This is a genomic window from Nostoc sp. (assembly GCF_036917815.1).
In the GTDB taxonomy this organism is placed as follows: Bacteria; Cyanobacteriota; Cyanobacteriia; order Cyanobacteriales; family Nostocaceae; genus Nostoc.
The window spans coordinates 1-16885 of record NZ_JBALEK010000095.1 but is presented as its reverse complement, the minus strand read 5'-3'; the positions used below and the strand labels follow the sequence as shown (position 1 = coordinate 16885).

Annotated in this window: 15 protein-coding genes and 16 tRNA genes; 7 read left to right on the top strand and 24 right to left on the bottom strand. The window is 43.0% G+C overall.

Annotated features, from left to right (window positions below; all coding sequences use genetic code 11):
* Positions 1-13: 13 nt before the first annotated feature.
* The 16 genes from V7K97_RS28750 to V7K97_RS28675 form a co-directional block, all read right to left on the bottom strand.
* Positions 14-86 (bottom strand) — tRNA-Thr (locus tag V7K97_RS28750).
* Between the two features lie 3 nt (positions 87-89).
* A tRNA-Met gene (locus V7K97_RS28745) sits at positions 90-167 on the bottom strand.
* A 2-nt stretch (positions 168-169) separates the two neighbouring features.
* Positions 170-244: transfer RNA gene (locus V7K97_RS28740), tRNA-Leu, on the bottom strand.
* 19 nt (positions 245-263) lie between these two features.
* Positions 264-1151: an HNH endonuclease signature motif containing protein gene (locus tag V7K97_RS28735; protein WP_334804365.1), complete on the bottom strand. Its 888-nt coding sequence runs from the start codon at positions 1149-1151 to the stop codon at positions 264-266.
* 62 nt (positions 1152-1213) lie between these two features.
* Positions 1214-1289 (bottom strand) — tRNA-Gln (locus V7K97_RS28730).
* 5 nt (positions 1290-1294) lie between these two features.
* Positions 1295-1369: transfer RNA gene (locus V7K97_RS28725), tRNA-Asn, on the bottom strand.
* A gap of 6 nt (positions 1370-1375) precedes the next feature.
* Positions 1376-1450 (bottom strand) — tRNA-Phe (locus tag V7K97_RS28720).
* Positions 1451-1471: 21 nt separating this feature from the next.
* Positions 1472-1565, bottom strand: a tRNA-Arg gene (locus tag V7K97_RS28715).
* 4 nt (positions 1566-1569) lie between these two features.
* Positions 1570-1659, bottom strand: a tRNA-Ser gene (locus tag V7K97_RS28710).
* A gap of 4 nt (positions 1660-1663) precedes the next feature.
* Positions 1664-1746: transfer RNA gene (locus V7K97_RS28705), tRNA-Tyr, on the bottom strand.
* A 7-nt stretch (positions 1747-1753) separates the two neighbouring features.
* A tRNA-Glu gene (locus V7K97_RS28700) sits at positions 1754-1826 on the bottom strand.
* 82 nt (positions 1827-1908) lie between these two features.
* Positions 1909-1980, bottom strand: a tRNA-Trp gene (locus tag V7K97_RS28695).
* A 3-nt stretch (positions 1981-1983) separates the two neighbouring features.
* Positions 1984-2059, bottom strand: a tRNA-Met gene (locus V7K97_RS28690).
* A 4-nt stretch (positions 2060-2063) separates the two neighbouring features.
* Positions 2064-2136 (bottom strand) — tRNA-Cys (locus V7K97_RS28685).
* A gap of 3 nt (positions 2137-2139) precedes the next feature.
* Positions 2140-2216: transfer RNA gene (locus V7K97_RS28680), tRNA-Glu, on the bottom strand.
* A gap of 4 nt (positions 2217-2220) precedes the next feature.
* Positions 2221-2294 (bottom strand) — tRNA-Asp (locus V7K97_RS28675).
* Positions 2295-2471: 177 nt separating this feature from the next.
* Between V7K97_RS28675 and V7K97_RS28670 the strand changes: the two genes are divergently transcribed.
* Both V7K97_RS28670 and V7K97_RS28665 read left to right on the top strand, forming a co-directional pair.
* Positions 2472-2594 (top strand): hypothetical protein, encoded by a 123-nt coding sequence (locus V7K97_RS28670; RefSeq protein ID WP_334804364.1) that lies wholly within the window; start codon positions 2472-2474, stop codon positions 2592-2594.
* A 199-nt stretch (positions 2595-2793) separates the two neighbouring features.
* A complete protein-coding gene (locus V7K97_RS28665) occupies positions 2794-3642 on the top strand; it encodes a polysaccharide deacetylase family protein (RefSeq protein WP_334804363.1) in 849 nt (282 codons plus the stop codon).
* Between the two features lie 154 nt (positions 3643-3796).
* Here V7K97_RS28665 and V7K97_RS28660 read toward each other — a convergent pair whose 3' ends face one another.
* From V7K97_RS28660 to V7K97_RS28650, 3 genes are all read right to left on the bottom strand, one after another.
* Entirely contained in the window at positions 3797-4189 is a 393-nt protein-coding gene (locus V7K97_RS28660) for an alr0857 family protein (protein WP_334804362.1), read from the bottom strand.
* Between the two features lie 16 nt (positions 4190-4205).
* The gene (locus V7K97_RS28655; RefSeq protein ID WP_334804393.1) at positions 4206-4712 is read right to left on the bottom strand and encodes an HNH endonuclease; all 507 of its coding nucleotides are present in this window, start codon (positions 4710-4712) and stop codon (positions 4206-4208) included.
* A gap of 115 nt (positions 4713-4827) precedes the next feature.
* On the bottom strand, positions 4828-5079 hold the full coding sequence (locus V7K97_RS28650) for a hypothetical protein (RefSeq protein WP_334804361.1): 252 nt from the start codon (positions 5077-5079) through the stop codon (positions 4828-4830).
* A gap of 71 nt (positions 5080-5150) precedes the next feature.
* On the opposite strand from V7K97_RS28650, the gene V7K97_RS28645 reads away from it, so the two are divergent.
* From V7K97_RS28645 to V7K97_RS28635, 3 genes are all read left to right on the top strand, one after another.
* Positions 5151-5486, top strand: a complete 336-nt coding sequence (locus V7K97_RS28645; protein ID WP_334804360.1) for a hypothetical protein — start codon at positions 5151-5153, stop codon at positions 5484-5486.
* Between the two features lie 534 nt (positions 5487-6020).
* A complete protein-coding gene (locus V7K97_RS28640) occupies positions 6021-8039 on the top strand; it encodes a sensor histidine kinase (protein WP_334804359.1) in 2019 nt (672 codons plus the stop codon).
* Positions 8040-8047: 8 nt separating this feature from the next.
* A complete protein-coding gene (locus V7K97_RS28635; RefSeq protein WP_334804358.1) occupies positions 8048-8635 on the top strand; it encodes an SRPBCC family protein in 588 nt (195 codons plus the stop codon).
* 90 nt (positions 8636-8725) lie between these two features.
* On the opposite strand, the gene V7K97_RS28630 is transcribed toward V7K97_RS28635, so the two are convergent.
* Positions 8726-8798: transfer RNA gene (locus V7K97_RS28630), tRNA-Glu, on the bottom strand.
* 326 nt (positions 8799-9124) lie between these two features.
* On the opposite strand from V7K97_RS28630, the gene V7K97_RS28625 reads away from it, so the two are divergent.
* On the top strand, positions 9125-11044 hold the full coding sequence (locus V7K97_RS28625; RefSeq protein WP_334804357.1) for a cation:proton antiporter: 1920 nt from the start codon (positions 9125-9127) through the stop codon (positions 11042-11044).
* Between the two features lie 396 nt (positions 11045-11440).
* On the opposite strand, the gene V7K97_RS28620 is transcribed toward V7K97_RS28625, so the two are convergent.
* Positions 11441-12043: a cytochrome b N-terminal domain-containing protein gene (locus V7K97_RS28620; RefSeq protein ID WP_334804356.1), complete on the bottom strand. Its 603-nt coding sequence runs from the start codon at positions 12041-12043 to the stop codon at positions 11441-11443.
* Positions 12044-12143: 100 nt separating this feature from the next.
* A complete protein-coding gene (locus V7K97_RS28615) occupies positions 12144-12839 on the bottom strand; it encodes an esterase/lipase family protein (protein ID WP_334804355.1) in 696 nt (231 codons plus the stop codon).
* Between the two features lie 721 nt (positions 12840-13560).
* Here V7K97_RS28615 and V7K97_RS28610 point away from each other — a divergent pair.
* Entirely contained in the window at positions 13561-14982 is a 1422-nt protein-coding gene (locus V7K97_RS28610; protein ID WP_334804354.1) for a hypothetical protein, read from the top strand.
* A gap of 561 nt (positions 14983-15543) precedes the next feature.
* Here V7K97_RS28610 and petJ read toward each other — a convergent pair.
* Positions 15544-15888 carry a cytochrome c6 PetJ gene (gene petJ, locus V7K97_RS28605; protein ID WP_334804353.1) on the bottom strand — a complete coding sequence of 115 codons (345 nt, stop codon included), beginning with the start codon at positions 15886-15888 and terminating at the stop codon, positions 15544-15546.
* A gap of 243 nt (positions 15889-16131) precedes the next feature.
* The gene (petE, locus tag V7K97_RS28600) at positions 16132-16554 is read right to left on the bottom strand and encodes a plastocyanin (protein WP_334804352.1); all 423 of its coding nucleotides are present in this window, start codon (positions 16552-16554) and stop codon (positions 16132-16134) included.
* Positions 16555-16885: the final 331 nt, after the last annotated feature.

Sequence of the window (16885 nt, the reverse complement as noted above, 5' to 3'; positions counted from 1 at the left end):
TAATTTCTAGTCAAGCTGGTGACAGGAATTGAACCTGCAACCTACTGATTACAAGTCAGTTGCTCTGCCAATTGAGCTACACCAGCATTTGGTAGCGGAGCCGGGATTTGAACCCGGTACGTGAAGGCTTATGAGACCCCAGAGCGCACCATAGCTCCATCTCCGCGAGTACCCCTGACAGGAGTCGAACCTGCATCCTCTTTACCCTAAATAAAGCGCCTCGTACCAATTGGGCTACAGGGGCAAAAATCAAAGAATATCAATCACATCTGAAGCTTGGAATATTGTTTTTTCGCCCAATAACCTCTAGGCGGTTTTTCAATACCGTAAGCCTTACACCATTTTTCTACCGCCTTGTCGCTCACACCAAAATCTTTTGCTATTTGAGAAGTTGGTTTACTCCAAATCATTTTTTCTAGTTCTTCTTTAGAAGGTCTTACAGTTCGTCTGCCGGCTAATTTAGAGCATTGCTGAGAACAGTAAGTATCTTGATCTGGCTTAGTTAGTAGCTTGCCACAGTACAAGCAAGTTCCATGTGCAAATTGACAACTATAAATGCCATCTCCATTGTTAATAAGTTGTCTTAGTAATAGTGGTATTTTGTGCCAGCGATTGCGACTTTCTGAACTATCAAACACTAAGACGCTGATGAAACGTTCGTTAGCCTCAATCTCATTTATTGATTCTGCCAATTTTAACTTTCGCTCTAAATCTTTGTGAGCCTTGCCTGCATGGTTATCGGTCAAAGCGTGACAGTTAGGACATAATAGTAGGAGATTTTCCAATCTATTGTCATGTCGATCTCCATTGATATGATGAAGCTCTAAAGGAATAGTACCATCAAGCCAAGTATCAGTGTGACACGACTCACACTTTGGAACTTTAATACCATCCCTAATGAGCTTGAGTTTCAAACTATGCGTCTGAATAGTTGACCCTTTGTAACAGTAATCACTTGCTGGCTTTAGCCTATTTGATTTGCGTCCTCTTCCACCTTGATTTCCTTTATAGACAATGTTCAATTTAGCTAGATAAAAATCTAAAGTAAGAGGTTTGCAATTTAATTGACGACAAATAAAAGCTTTAGAACGATGATCGTCAATCCATTGCCTAATTTGTGCTTCTTTTTTTAGGATGTCATTTCTTCTCATACCTCCATATTATGTCATACGCTATTTTATTGTTTTTAATACGTCTGCCTTTTAATTTATGTTGGATGCAGGAGTTGGGCTTGAACCAACCTCTCCTTGATTCAGAGTCAAGGCGACTTGCCAATTGTCCATCCTGCAATGAATGGCTGCCTCAGTAGGACTCGAACCTACAACCGCGCGGTTAACAGCCGCTTGCTCTACCATTGAGCTATAAGGCAACGAAGCCCCCCAGGTCGGAATCGAACCGACGACCTCCTGTTTTTCAAACAGGCGCTAACTACCAACTGAGCTACCAGGGGATAGGAGAAGAGATCATGTAACGAGAGCGGAGGGAATCGAACCCTCAAATCTACCCTTCGGGAAGCAAGCTACAGTTTCGTAGACTGAGATGTTATCCAGTTACACCACACTCTCAAAACGGAGAGAACAGGATTTGAACCTGCGACGGGTATTAGCTACCCGTTTCCTCTTAGCAGGAGGACGCTTTTAGCCACTCAGCCACCTCTCCATAGTGGGTCGAGCAGGATTTGAACCTGCGCGCAAAAAAGAACAGTTTTACAGACTGTCGCCTTCAACCAGACTCGGCCACCGACCCATAATCATTCCCCCGACGAGAATTGAACTCGCATCTGTGCTTTGAAAGAACACTGACTTAACCATTAGTCCACGAGGGCATAATTGAGCGAATTTTGGATTTTAGATTTTGGATTAAATTTTTTAATCTAAAGTCGGCAATCCAAAACCCAAAATTGTCTGACGCAGGGACTAGGATTTGAACCTAGAACATCGGATTTGGAGTCACGAGATGTTACCGTTACACCATCCCTGCATTTGGTGGCAGTGGCGGGATTTGCACCCGCATATACCAGGGTATGAACCTGGGGCTTTGCTAATTAAGCTACGCTGCACCAGAGGTCAGGGCGGGATTTGAACCCGCGCTAATCGGTTTTGCAGACCAACGCCTTACCAACTTGGCTACCTGACCATTTGGGAGTCCCGACGAGATTCGCACTCGCAATCTTCAGCTTGAGAAACTGACGGCTTAAACTATTCGCCTACAGGACTACAACCAGGGTGACGGGACTTGAACCCGCAACATTTCCGCAGACAACGGAACGCTCTAGCCAATTGAGCTACACCCCGATTTTTTGGAATCTGTGCCTAAACTTTGAGGTTTTTAGGCACAAATTTTATTGGTGAACTTGCCCATTTCTTATTTAGTTTTCAAGGTTCAGAAAATTTACTTTTAACTGTTAGGAAAACAACCGAAACTCTAGGTAGCAAGCCTGTTGTGTATTACGGATGTATTCAGTGGTTTTGATGAGTGCAAAATTAGAACTTTTTTCGTTTATTGCCTCTACTGCCGATGGTTTGCAAGTAAAAGCAGCTTTGCTGACTAAGGATTATGGTTTGTTTCAACGCCTTTCCTTTAGTTGTATGTAGAACGTAACTTTGACTCTTGGGAAGCTTGTCTTTTGCTTCACTACAAATATGCTACAAAATACTACAAGAGGTGTCAAGGGGTTTTAGAAAGTTTTTTTGAAATTGTCTAGAAAAGCTGCTGTACTTAGATATGAACTTGCGAAACCCTCTGAAAAGTCAAACTACAGCTTATGATTGGGTGAGTCTTTAAAAGCCTGACGTGACAGACAACTACCTCAAGCGACAAAAAATAATTAGTATTGTCGCGATCGCCTCTAGTATTACAGCTTGTAGTATTGCTCCAGGCACCTCCCCACAATCGGGGTTGAACCAGCCAGTAAGCAAAAACCGTACTGCACAAGTTCAAGATCCTGCAAAGGGTCAAATTAATGCCCAGCTACCGCCATCAGCCAAAGTAGAAAACCCTACCTTTACAGTCCCAGCTAAATTTCAGGGAAAAACAGTTTATAAGGTGCAACCCAGCAATAACGAAAAGGTTATTGCTTTAAGCATTGATGATGGACCTTGGCCAAAAACAACCCTAGAAATGCTGGATATCCTCAAGCAAAATGATGTTAAAGCAACATTCTTTTGGGTAGGACAAGCTTTACAAGCAAATCCCGACCTAGCCAAGCGTGAAGTCGCCGAGGGACACGCCATTGGCAACCATACTTGGCATCATTGGTATCGGCGAATGGATGAAGCCACAGCCAAGAGTGAAATTGATCGCACAGCGGATTTGATATACAAAACTACAGGAGTCAAAACGGCTCTGTTTCGTCCTCCTGGAGGCTTTTTAAACAACGGATTAGCTGCTTATGCTAAAAGCCAGAAGGACGCTGTAATTATGTGGTCACTAACTTCAGCTGATACCGATCCTCACGCCAAACCCCAGGCATTTGTAAATAATGTCCTGAAAGGTGCGAAACCTGGTTTCATTGTTTTAATGCATGATGGTGGTGGCGATCGCCGCAGAACTGTAGAAGCTTTGCCACAAATCATCAGTGGACTCAAACAGCAAGGCTACCGATTTGTGACAATTCCCGAACTGCTGCAAATGAACCAATAAAGGGTAAGAAATTCTCCTCACCTGATTTTAAATTTGGGATTTTGGATTGAGTAATCCAAAATCCCAAAATGTTTGTTCTCGCAGCGTCTCCAAGAGTTGCCTCCGAATTTCAATGTGAGAACAAATCCAAAATAGAGTCACCCTACTATTTTGTTTATTCGCTCACTACAGAAGCACTACTTTCTTGAGCTTCCTGCCAAAGTTTGTGCAAAAAGAACTCGGCGCGATCGCTCATAGTGGTGACAAACACACCGACAGCATCCTTAGAACTATCTGATAGCCAAGAACCCCGCAGAGTGACTTCCATATATTCGCCATCACAGGCACAGAGGGCAATGATTTCTCTGTCATCTCTTTTTACCTCAGCCCTGAGTACTTCTACTCCTGGCAAATCAACAGGAAGCAAAAAGGAAGCGGTACTGGGTTCAATGCATAAACTTTGCCCAACTCGCAGGGCTAAAATTACTCGCTGCGCTACCCATTCTTCTAGCGACAGAGTGACAAATTCCAAATCAAAACTGCTTTCAGTGTAAGTTAATTTCAGCATTCCTTATGCTCTCCTGTTATTCCAGGTTTGCTTGCATATCTATCCAAAACTGTTCAGCAAAAGAAATCGCGGGGTGCATTGGTGCTTTTGGTTTGGTACGCAGTTGCATACCAGCTTCAAACAGGGTGCGATCGCCTTTACGGGAGTTACATCTCTCACAAGCTGTGACTACGTTATCCCAAGTGTGAGAACCGCCTTTAGAACGCGGCATCACATGATCTAGCGTTAAATGTTTGCCGCTACCGCAATATTGGCAACTCTGATGGTCTCGTCGCAACACTTCCCGCCGATTCACTGGCGGAACTTTCCACATCCGCTCATTGGAAGTGATTGTCAAGCGAATGTGTTTAGGCACATCAATTACCAAATTGGGTGAATGCACTTGCCAGCCGCCTTCTGTGGTCAAACCAAGGGGTTGGGCTTTGTTGGTTACTAACAGCACGATTGCCCGCTTGATATTCACCCGACACAGGGGCAAGTAATTTTGGGAAAACACCACCACAGATTGCTCTAACACTTGCATTGCGTTCGCGCCGCGCATGGAAGATATCGTCACAGACTTAACTCCTTATAAAAAAACCCCCGCTTCAAGTTTTCGGTGAAGCGGGGGTTAGAATTGACCGGAAAATTTTCTGGTCTCATATCGGTACAGTATTCCTTTGTCTGTACCCCCCGCTTTGTTCATCTAGTTCTGGTTTCGCAATCAGCCCACTAATGCTGAGATATCTAGAATCATCATTACCCTCTGTGATTTGCCCATGATTTTGGCTACCATCGCCCATAAATAAATACTCCACTCCCATAGCAGCTGATTCCCAACTGACTCGGCAATTGGTGGCACACAAAATTGAAGTAGATATGGGGCAAATGGATTTCACAGAAAATTTCACCTATTGAACATTCCTTTAAACATACTACACTTGTATTACTATCCTGTCTATACCTTTAAGGAGAAAAAGTGATGCATACGATCGCCCGCACCCCAACCACCGATATGGAAGTTACCAGCATTCGTCTAGAGCGGGAACTCAAAGATAAACTCAAAGAAATAGCTGGGAATCAGGGATATCAAGCTCTAATCCGAGATATCCTTTGGAATTATGTCCAGCAAAAATCAGGTGAGTGGAAGCCTCGATTTTCGCGAACTGACATTCGAGCTAGCATCGCTGCCACCGCCCAGCAGGAAGAACGCTGCGTACTAACAGGTCAACTAATTCAAGCCCAACAACCGATGTTGTTAGGACTGACGAGGAATGGCGATATGGTTCCTCTGAGTGTCGAGAGCTTGGCTGGATAGTCTTAATATTCAGACGAATGCAGCCCAGTTATTATCACTAATAACTAGGCTGCATTCCAAATTTAGCTTTATTAATATTTTACTGAGAGTTACGGAGATTAAAGAGTAGCTTGTTAAACCTCTTATTTTTTTTTTAAAAGTCACAAAAATTTATAAAGTAAGTTAAGTAAGTTAAGTAATTTTACGTGAACTGAAGGGTGATTTTGCTGGAATTCCAGAGAAATTACGGTTTATGTATACTTACAGACAGGATAAAGTTAGTAAATTATTTCAACATAAAGCAGTTAAAAATAAGCTAACTGAAACATTTATAGGATATCTTAAGTATTCTATTACTTATGTAACGCTGTAGCAATTTGCTTGATGCAGTGGAAATTTGGCGATCTGAGATAGAAAAGGGCTATAACAGGTGAGAGAAAGTATTCAGACCAGATTTGTCAATTATCAGGGTGTAGCAACACAAGTAGCGGTGAAGAATATGCCAAGAGGTTGGGTGCAAAAACAATGGGGTTATTATCCGAGGGCGTGCCAAGAATGAAAAAACCTTTATCATCGCCGCCATATTACGTAGATGACATAGATCGACTACAACCTTATCAAGTCAAGCTGATGCATCATCAGGAAGAACGTGCCCGCCAGTTGGTACAAAAGATTAACCAAATAATTGCCAATAGCTCGGCGACGGCATCGATGCTGCAAGATATTGCCCAATTGTTAGGAGTTGCTTTTCAAGTAGATTGCTGCTGCTTGGTTTCAGTAACGGGTGAGACATCCGACGAAGCGACTACTACTAATTGGTGTGCTGATGAGTATATCGGGTTGCCACACCCAGAAGAGATGTTTTCGATGGAACAGTTGCTTATGCACTCGCCAGTGCTGCAATGTGCTGCCCAACCATTGACTATTGAAGACATTTCCATCATTCAGAACAGTCTGGTAATTGGGTGTCAGTATTTACCACTACCAATCAAAGCAGTTTTGGCAATTCCCACTCGGTTTGGTGGCAATAATAACGGAGTGATTAATCTGATTAAATTCCAACCTTATGAATGGAGTGAATCAGAAAAACAACTGCTCAAAGAAGTGGAGTCGGCGTGCGCCATCGCTTTTGCTGGAGTGGCACAAGCTCAATTAATTGCTCATCAAGAGCAGTATGTGCAAAAGAGCAACCAGCATCAAAGCTTGATCAAGCAATTAACTTTATTGAGTCGTAGCAACTTGGAGCTTAATCAAATGCTCCAGTTAGTTGTTGTCTCGACTGTCGAATCTCTCCAGGCAGATCGGGGTTTACTCATTTTACTAAAATATACAGATCCACTATTTAGGACTCAAGCTAAAAAACAAATTCCCAAAGCGAAAGCTACTGTGAACGCTGAATGGGCTAGGGAAAGACAAAGTTCCCCCACTAATGAACTAGACGCCTTAGCTAAGTCTTTCTTGGTTTCAGAGTGTGGTTTATGCCAGCGTGCCTTCATAGATTCTGGAAAACCAGTCATCTTCGATGACTATACAGACGAAAACGAGGCATTGACAGCTGCTCCATTATTTGCAATAGAGGAATTCCCTGCGGTTCTCTTAGTGCCATTAGAGAGTCAAGGTAAAATCTTAGGATTCTTGGTGCTACAGCAATCTGTAATTCGCAATTGGCAACCAGCAGAATTAAATCTTGTGGAAATGGTTTGCGCTCAAATGAGTAACGCCATAATTCAGTCACAGACATTGCGCCAAGTGCAAACTTTGGTAGATGAACGCACGGCGAAACTCCAGAGTAGTCTGGAACTGCAAGCGAAACTGCATGAAAGAACCCGGCAGTATGTTGAGCAACTGCGGAAACTTAACGAACTCAAAGATGAATTTTTGAGTAATATGAGCGATCGCCTACGCTATCCTCTGACAAATATGCTGATGTCAATTCGGAACTTACGTTTGCCAGGAATAGCACCAGAGCGTCAAGTTAGATATATGGATATCCTGGAGCAGGAATGTACAAAGGAAATTAACTTGATTAATGACTTGTTGACACTCCAAAAACTAGAATCGCCTCACGAAGCTCCGCTATTACAATCTATAGATTTAAATACTAGAATCCAGGATATAGCAGCATCTTTTGAGAAAAAACTCGCAGAGAAGGGATTAAGGATTTCTGTAGATTTGCCAGAGGAATCGCTAAAACTGCAAACTGAACTGGAGAGTTTTGACCGCATCCTGCAAGAATTGTTAACAAATGCCTGTAAATACTCAGAGCAGGATACAATAGTCCGCCTGGAAGCGGCTCACCAAGTTGATCAACAAATTGATCAAGTTATCATAAAGGTGACGAATACAGGACGCCCCATATCTGAAGAAGAAGCCACCTACATCTTTGACAAGTTCCGTCGCGGAAAAGGGCGTTGGACTCCAGGGACAGGCTTGGGACTTGCTCTAGTCAAGTCTTTAGTACAGCATTTGAATGGAGCGATCGCTATTCAAAGTCTCCCAATCCCGGATTCTGAACAAAGCGAAATTTGCTTCACCCTGACTCTGCCCCAATTTTCTGACGAAAGCAAACCATAATTCTGAAAGTGACTAAACAACAGAACACAACAGAGAACCTTGATTTCCAGTCTTCCACTGATGACATCAACCTAGAAGGGGATGTAGCTGTTAAGGTAGAAGTTAAAATTGAGAAAATAGCAGAGCGACAGAGGCAAATCAGTGCCAAAATCCAAATCCCCCAACCAGTGGAGCAAATCTGGAAGGTTCTCACAGATTATGAAGCCTTACCTGACTTCCTTCCCAACCTTGCCAAGAGTCGTTTAATCGAGCATCCCAATGGTGGGATTCGACTGGAGCAAGTAGGCTCCCAGCGCTTACTGAATTTCAAATTTTGTGCGCGGGTAGTTCTGGATTTGGAAGAATGCTTCCCCAAAGAAATTAATTTCCGTATGGTAGAGGGAGATTTTAAAGGCTTTTCTGGTAGCTGGTGCTTAGAGCCTTATTCCCTCGGTGAGTATATAGGAACAAATCTGTCCTACACAATTCAAGTTTGGCCTAAACTCACTATGCCAGTAGGAATCATTGAAAATCGCCTTGGTAAGGATCTGCGGTTAAACCTCCTGGCTATTCACCAACGCGTAGAAGAGCTAGCCAGCAAAGAACCGTATTTATAACAATTAAACCATCATTCAGGCTTATTCACGGATGATGGTTTTAATTTGTAAATTTCAAACAAAAAAGCTTCTGCTTTTATTGTTTTTAAGTACCCCCAGGGGAATTCGAATCCCCGTTACCTCCGTGAAAGGGAGGTGTCCTAGGCCTCTAGACGATGGGGGCATCAGACTCAGACCTTTTATAAGGTAACGAATTTTCTTGCAGTTGTCAACAGGTTTTGCAAAAAAAAGTTTGTGGCAGCTAAACTGGGTGCAGATAAAAGCTTGAAGAGGATACAAAGATATGGAGACACACAAAAAACTCCGTAGATACTTCTGCGGGAAGGTGCAGGGTGCGTCACGGTGTGGCGATCGCAATTTCAGGGGATATACAGATATAAAAAACGCTAAAGACAGCAAGGAACAAAGGGTATGATGTTGTACCCTGTAGATTTAATATCTACGGTTTTTTACAAAGGATTTTGAAATAAATCGCTCAAAATCTACAATATGGAAGCATCTTTTGAAATCACCATCCAGATGGCGATCGCTGTCTTTGCAGGCATTAGCGCCCAAGTGCTAGCTGCGTACCTTCGTGTACCCAGCATCGTCTTGTTGTTGCTGTTGGGCATTTTGTTTGGCTCCGATGGCATCGGGCTGTTGCATCCCCATTTACTAGGCTCTGGACTAGAAGTTATTGTCGCCTTAGCAACGGCAATAATTTTGTTTGAAGGCGGACTTAATTTGGATTTGCGAGAGCTAGGCAGAGTTTCAGTCAGCTTGCAATTGCTTGTCACTCTCGGAACGCTAATCACATTGCTTGGTGGGAGTATGGCAGCCCACTGGCTGGGGGAATTTCCCTGGAAGATAGCTTTTCTCTATGCTTCCATAATCGTGGTCACAGGGCCAACCGTCGTTGGCCCTTTGCTCAAACAAATCAATGTAGATCGGCAAGTGGCAACACTTTTAGAAGGGGAAGGGGTTTTAATTGACCCTGTTGGGGCTATCCTCGCTTTCGTTGTCCTCGATACGATTTTAAACGGCGATGCTGACCCAATTAATGCAATCGTTGGTTTACTGATGCGCTTGGGTGTTGGTGCGGCAATTGGTGGGGCTGGCGGTTATCTGATGAGTTTGATTTTCAAACGCGCCAGTTTTCTGTCATTCGAGCTAAAAAACTTAGTGGTGTTAGCGATACTTTGGAGCCTGTTTACCTTATCGCAAATGATCCGCAGCGAATCGGGAGTAATGACAACAGTAGTTGCAGGAGCTGTATTTGCTAACTCCTCAGTTCCAGAAGAACGTCTTTTGCGAAGTTTTAAGGGTCAGCTGACAATTCTCAGCGTCTCGGTGCTATTTATCTTATTAGCTGCTGACCTATCCATTGCTAGTGTGTTTGCTTTGGGTTGGGGTAGTTTATTCACTGTTTTGGTATTAATGTTTGTCGTTCGCCCGATTAATATCGTCTTGTGTACCTGGAACAGCGATCTAAACTGGCGACAGAAATTATTTTTAAGCTGGGTTGCGCCGAGAGGAATTGTTGCTGCTTCTGTCGCTTCTTTTTTTGCGATTTCGCTGACACAGCGCGGCATTAACGGTGGTGATTCTATCAAAGCTTTAGTTTTTCTCACAATTATCATGACTGTTGTCTGTCAAGGGCTAACAGCTGGCTGGGTGGCTAACTGGCTGCAAATCACCTCTAAAGATGCAACTGGGGCAGTGATTGTGGGTTGTAATCCCTTGAGTCTTTTGATTGCCCGGTTCTTCCAAGAACGGGGAGAAAACGTGGTGATGATTGATACTGACCCCGACTGTCTTGTGCAAGCTGAGGCGCAAAATCTACGGGTGATTGCCAGCAGTGCCTTAGATGCTGTTGTTTTGGAAGAGGCAGGACTTGCCTCTATGGGTACTTTTTTGGCGATGACAAGTAATGGTGAGGTGAATTTTGTTTTGGCTCAACGAGCAGCTGAGGAATTTAATCCGCCGCGTGTCTTAGCTGTTTTCCCCCGCGATCCCCAGGCGAGTACTTCGGTTAGTAATAAAGTTAATCAAGCTTTTATCCCAGACTTGGCGATTAAAACTTGGAATGAATATTTGAGTGATGGGCGAGTTAAGTTGGGAACAACCACCCTGAATGAGTCGGAATTTTCCACTCAATCCGATCGCATCCAAGAAAAGATGCGGACTGGGGTGTTGATACCGCTATTGGTAGAACGAGAAGAACGCTTACAGGTAATGCCAGTTAACCAAGATTGGGAAATTGGCGATCGCATTATCTATCTGTTATATGATCCCAGACCTAGCCTTTTAAAACGCTTATCTGGTGTCACCCAATCCACTCCCCTCTCCCTAGAAAAGTTACCAGAGGTTGAAGACTTATCCCTCGCCCAATTATCTCAACTTTCTACTAGTGAAGTTCCTGGGGGATGAGGTAGATTGGGCACTTGTACTGAGCGTTCGCGTAGCGTCTCCAAGAGTTGCCGTTGGCGCAGCCTAAGAAGAGAAGTATTGGGCATTGGGCACTTGTACTGAGCGTACCCCTTCGGGGATCTTGCTACGCGTAGCGTCTCCAAGAGTTGCCGAAGTATTGGGCATTGGGGAGAGAATAATAAGGGACTGACAAGAAATAAATTATCCAAAGAAACGAACCACTCCAGACACAGAGAACACAGAGAGAGGAGAAATAGAGAGGGTTTTTGGGTCAGTTTTTAGGACATTTTTTTATTTGGAAGTCCCAAACTCCTAACTCCAAACTCCTAACTCCAAACTCCTAACTCCAAACTCCTAACTCCAAACTCCTAACTCCAAACTCCTAACTCCTAACTCCTAACTCCTAACTCCTAACTCCGCTTGCGATTCCTGCCAGAGTAAAGCAGACAAATGTACTATGGCAAGAATTAGTGTCGCTACCGAAATCAGATAACTGTGTATTGTGTAAAGGTGTTCAACGGTAACTGTGTTAATTGCTCCACCACCGGTTAGGATGTCGCGCAGTTGCCCACCAATGAAAGGAATAGCTTGGATGGTTCCTAGCTCAATGTTAAAACGCCAGTAACCTTCCTGAGTCCAATCTAAAATCATCGCTGTCCAATCTAGCCCGATCGCACTTAGGGTCAACAAAATCACGCTAATCCAAGCAGCTAGCCAGCTATTGCGAAATTGGCGACCTAAAAACATCACCACAATTTGAATTAGAGCGATCGCAATTACTGCATTACCAGCAATATTATGCGCTCTCCAAAACAACCAGCCGTATGGCAGTTGTGTATTAATCATCTTCAATGAGTTATAAGCCCCGCCTGCTGTCGGCTCATAGTAAAAAGAAAGCAAAACTCCGGTAGAGACATAAATTAAGCACAGAGTCAGAATCACGACCGATAATATCGTCGCTATTCGTCGCAAAATCCGATCGAACTGGGTGCTTTGCATAGTTCACCCCTCCTGTTCTTAACTAAGTATTTATTCTTATTACGATTTTAGCTAAGAAATATTAATAAATTTTGCATTTCTCAAAGAAAAATAAAGTTTTTCAAATCAAATATTTCACCCAAGCTTTTAAGGGTTCTGCTGAACCATACCAAATCCCAGGACTTCTCGGAGAATGCTTCACACCTTCAATCACCAGATTTTCTGCACCTTCCAAATGAGCAGCTTCGATGGGCGTGATTCCGTCTCCCCAAGTGTTACCCTTACCACAGGTTAATTGATAACTACTGTAAGCTAACCAACTACCAGGCCGCCTTTGGCCAAAGATAGTTTTGCCAGCCACACAAACGTAACGAACGTTTTTGTAAAAAGCTCCTGGGTAATTATTGGTGACAAAATCTAGATTGAAGCGCGTCCAGCGTTCTTGGCTAATATGGGGTGTACCCAAGGTGATGAGAGTAGCAACCAGAGGATGGGCTTCCCAGAGAAATGGTTTGACATCAGGGCGTGTCAAATAAGGCTTTTCTCCCATATAAATGCGGGATATCCAACCCCCGGCTGAGTGACCGATCAAGTTAACTTGAGTAGCATTATGTTGTTGCAATGTTTGCTTGATCGTGCGATCAAGTTGTTGCAGAATAGGGGTTACGGGTCTCCCTCCCAGAGTGGGAAACCAGTCACGCCGTCGCAGTGGTACTGTAACCGTGGGAAAATCTAATTCTTGTAGGGATTGTTCTAGTTGGCGATAAGCGATCGCGCTTTCTAGATATCCAGGTAAAATAACTATCGGTAAGGGCATTTGGAATTTTGGATGCAATGATTGAGGGTTTGAACTTTTTTGAGGAACAAGCAATCATGATTCAGAAGCTAGAATTGCGATCGCCTGACTCACTCCCTTGATAAAAACCCAAATAGCCTTGGTGTGGTTCAGGGCTAGAATTGTCAATAAAACTGTACAAATTGCAACAGTTTGAGAGACTGCCGATGTGGTAGTATTTTTACATAGGGACTAGTATTGGACAAGCAAGTGTGCCATCTGTTACAGAAGCGTGGTTAGCTGGAAGACAGTAGAAAAACAAGGCAACTTCAGCAGATGTTTTGATGAAATCAGACTTGTACATTCACTTAAGCTTTATAAATCTCCCAGATATTAATTTTAATTTGTGTGCGTCATAAAAATAAAAAATCAAAGGTAGTAATTTTTCAAATATCTCTTTAGCAAGCTCAAATTTTGAAGATATGATACAGCGTCATTGATTAAAGAAGAAGTCAGAATGAATGAGTAGGGAATTTAAACCCCTTGATTCATCCACTAGTCGTAGAGAATACCCAACTGAATTCTGACTCCTGAATTCTGTTTGTTATAAAACTTGAATAAATGGCAATTTTGGCGTTTTGATTGTCAACAGAGGAAGTTATTATTTCCTTAGAGGAACGCATCTCTTTCAGGATATTGGAATATAGTCGGAAAGAGAAAATCGGTAGTCAACTGTAACTGAGTCGAGTGAACGATAATAGCTATGTCTTACGTCTCCCTGCTGAAAAATATACCAGATATCTTAAGCCAGCCAATTGGGATAGCAGCTATAGCTTCCCTTGGTATCCACGGTGCCATCGCCATGATTGTGCCATTGATGCCTATGGAGTCTAACAAGCCCAAAGAAACAGCATCATCCAAAACAGTCGGACTTTTGGAATTGAGCCAAGCCGATCAAAACCGTTTGCCGCAAACCACACCCCAAATTGGTTTACAACAATTCCCCCCAGTCGCGCCACTTTCTGCTCCGAACTTTAGCGCCCAAGGTGGATTATCGCCATTAGCACCACCACCATCCAGTCAGCTAGTACTGCCTCCGCTACCCGCATCGTCGAATAACTATCAGGTCTCCTCCTTACCTACAAGGCAGTCTTTGCGGATGATTCCTAGTGATAATTTGCGATTTGATGCCTCTAAGTTTGACAGTTCTAAATTTAATAACAGCCCAAAATTCTCTCCATCAGTTCCTCGTGTGAATAACATTGCCACCAATTATGAGCCACCTAAGCCTCTGGCTTTAAATAGGTTGCCAGAATTGCAGCCGCAGAAAATATCTAATGATCTTCTGCAAAATGCCCAACCTCAAAACTTATCTGACACTAGTGCCATTACAACCACTAGCCCCATTACAACAGCACAGGGAAATATAAGTTCACAAATAATGACGCAACCGGCTAATGATGCGTCTAGAATTTCTCAAAACTCGCTGATAAATTCTCTAAAACAAGCTCCCAGGAGTGGAAATACTTTAATCGGAACGAGGGGAACCACGCCCCAGACAGCCGATTTATCAGCGAAGAGAACTCAACTGGCCATCGCCCAGCTAGACTCCTACACAAAGCTGAGAAAAGAAGTTCAGCAAGAATACCCCAATGCTGAACAAAAACCAGTCATCCGGCAAATATTACCTACGGATAAGCCGAATCTTCAAGGTGCTGTTTTGGGTGTATTAGTGGTAGATCCTGATGGTAAAGTCTTAGATATCAAGTTTCAAGACAAGTTACTTTCCCCAGAATTGCAATTAAAAGCAAGGGAATACTTTAATAAGCAATCCCCCAAGGGAGATAAACAGATTAGTTCCTATCCATTTAACCTACATTTTCAAAACAACACTAGCAATACCACTGGGACTAATCAAGAGCAAAATCCCTCTTCATTAGCTACACCAGGAATCAATAACAATCAGCTTATACCCTCACCAGCAACTACTTCTAAGCCATTATCTGAACTGCCAATCATAAATAACCAGTTCACACCTTCATCGTCACCCACTACTTCCGAACCGTTATTACTACCGAGAGTCAATAATAGTCAGTCTACGCCCTCTGTTGGATCGGAGCAAAAATTAGTAGAACAATTACGCCAAGTGAAGGAAAACAGAAAAAAATCTAATCCAGACAAATAATCACCCGGTGGTGATTTTGGATTAAGGGACTGACAAGAAATAAATTATCCATTTTGTGGGGTGGGCAACATGAGCGCTCTAAATCTGGGACGGGTGGGGACACCATTAGTGTCAACTTAAGGTTAAAACCCATTTGTCAACGATAGGTTTTGTGAGGAACGAAGTATAAAGGTGAACTTTTTCTGACTTTTATACGCAAGCTGGGAGTGATGCTAATAAACAAAGCATTAATAGTCCCTGAAAAAGTTCGTTTTTTGTCCCTTTAAAACCGAATTCTTCAGCATAAATGCTTATTGACATAGGAAGTTTGAGCTTAACTTGACACCAATGGTGGGGACACCCATCCCACAAAAATTTGGGATGTTTTTTTATTTGGAAGTACCTAACAAACAAGCTAAAAGCGATGAATGATAAAAATTGTAAATTTATCATTCATCTTGAAAATATCGTTTTTAGCAGTTGATGAACTGGCGATCGCTAGTTCATCATATATATACATATAGTTAACTAATTAGGGCGGGCAAGATGCCCACCCCACAAGAAGTAGATGGTATCGCTAATTTACCAGCCTTCTTCTGCATTCTGAAAAACGTAAGCAGCCACCTCCAGAATCTCCTCAGCACTTAACTTGGCTTTAAAGGCAGGCATAGCATTTTTACCATTTTGCACTTGGTGGATAATCGCCTCAATTGAATCGCGATCGTAATTTTCTAGGTACTTTGACAATGCTTCCTTTTTCAAAGTTTTCTGGATAATCAGGATGTTACCGCCACCTATATGGCAAGAAGCGCAGTTAGCCTCGAAGATTTTAGCACCGTTGGATGTTTCGGCAGCTAGTGCTGGACTAATGAATGTCAATTTGAATAGAGCGATCGCCAACAGTAGGATTAATAAAAGTATTCTCAACAGAATTTCCTCGCAACAAGCCTCCAGCAAGAGTATAAACGCGATCAATCCCTGATTAAGTCAAATTTGATCAAAATTGGCGGTAACTAGTTCATCCCTCCATCGCCACAGGTTATTTAGCGTCTTAGGGGAGGATAGGACTCGTTACCGCCATTATGGATTTTGTGCGTCACTCTAGGAGTGTGGCGTGTTGCGATGAGTTAATTTAACTGAGTAATCATCTTGTATCAAAGGCTGGTGTTTCTAGCCTTGGACAGTGATTGTACCAACCATGCCAGCCCCACGGTGAGGTTCGCAGTAGAAGGTATAGTCACCAGCAGGTGCATCTGCGGGGAAGGTGGTTGTTTCCTTTTTACCAGGACTCATAAGAAGTTGCTTATGAGACAGAGATTTTGCTAAATCCTTGTCCTTGCCGGGGTTTTTGGCAGCATCAAACACAACATTATGGGGAGGAACTTTGTTGTTCACCCATTCAATTGTGTCACCTGGTTTAATGGTCAACTTTTTCGGTTCAAATGCCAGCATTCCTTTATCGCTACCCAATTTCACCTGGTAGGTTTCAGCCGCATCAGCGCTGGGAGTGAAAACAGCGAAGCTGCTAACAACTAAAAGGATTGTCAACACAGCTAAACCAAGGCGTCGCCAGCTTGCCGAAATCAATTTCATGGCTCTCTCCTAACAAATAATTTTTTTCTCTTTCTCATTTTAAATAAAATCAACGCCAAATATGACAGATTGTCATATATCAATTTTTTTTTAAGAATGGGGAGTCATTTATTGCAAAAAGCTGTGTAATCAGTAGTAAATGGGGAATGGGGAATAGGGAATGGGGAATGGGGAATAGGGAATGGGGAATAGGGAATAGGGAATAGGGAATAGGGAATAGGGAATAGGGAATAGGGAATAGGGAATAGGGAATAGGGAATAGGGAATAGGGAATAGGGAATAGGGAATAGGGAATAGGGAATAGGGAATAGGGAATAGGGAATAGGGAATA

Coding starts and splice junctions, on each gene's coding strand:
- V7K97_RS28735 (WP_334804365.1), bottom strand. CDS start 1,151: ATGAGAAGAAATGACATCCTAAAAAAAGAAGCACAAATTAGGCAATGG.
- V7K97_RS28670 (WP_334804364.1), top strand. CDS start 2,472: ATGAGTGCAAAATTAGAACTTTTTTCGTTTATTGCCTCTACTGCCGAT.
- V7K97_RS28660 (WP_334804362.1), bottom strand. CDS start 4,189: ATGCTGAAATTAACTTACACTGAAAGCAGTTTTGATTTGGAATTTGTC.
- V7K97_RS28655 (WP_334804393.1), bottom strand. CDS start 4,712: ATGCAAGTGTTAGAGCAATCTGTGGTGGTGTTTTCCCAAAATTACTTG.
- V7K97_RS28645 (WP_334804360.1), top strand. CDS start 5,151: ATGCATACGATCGCCCGCACCCCAACCACCGATATGGAAGTTACCAGC.
- V7K97_RS28640 (WP_334804359.1), top strand. CDS start 6,021: ATGAAAAAACCTTTATCATCGCCGCCATATTACGTAGATGACATAGAT.
- V7K97_RS28625 (WP_334804357.1), top strand. CDS start 9,125: ATGGAAGCATCTTTTGAAATCACCATCCAGATGGCGATCGCTGTCTTT.
- V7K97_RS28620 (WP_334804356.1), bottom strand. CDS start 12,043: ATGCAAAGCACCCAGTTCGATCGGATTTTGCGACGAATAGCGACGATA.
- V7K97_RS28615 (WP_334804355.1), bottom strand. CDS start 12,839: ATGCCCTTACCGATAGTTATTTTACCTGGATATCTAGAAAGCGCGATC.
- V7K97_RS28610 (WP_334804354.1), top strand. CDS start 13,561: ATGTCTTACGTCTCCCTGCTGAAAAATATACCAGATATCTTAAGCCAG.
- petE (WP_334804352.1), bottom strand. CDS start 16,554: ATGAAATTGATTTCGGCAAGCTGGCGACGCCTTGGTTTAGCTGTGTTG.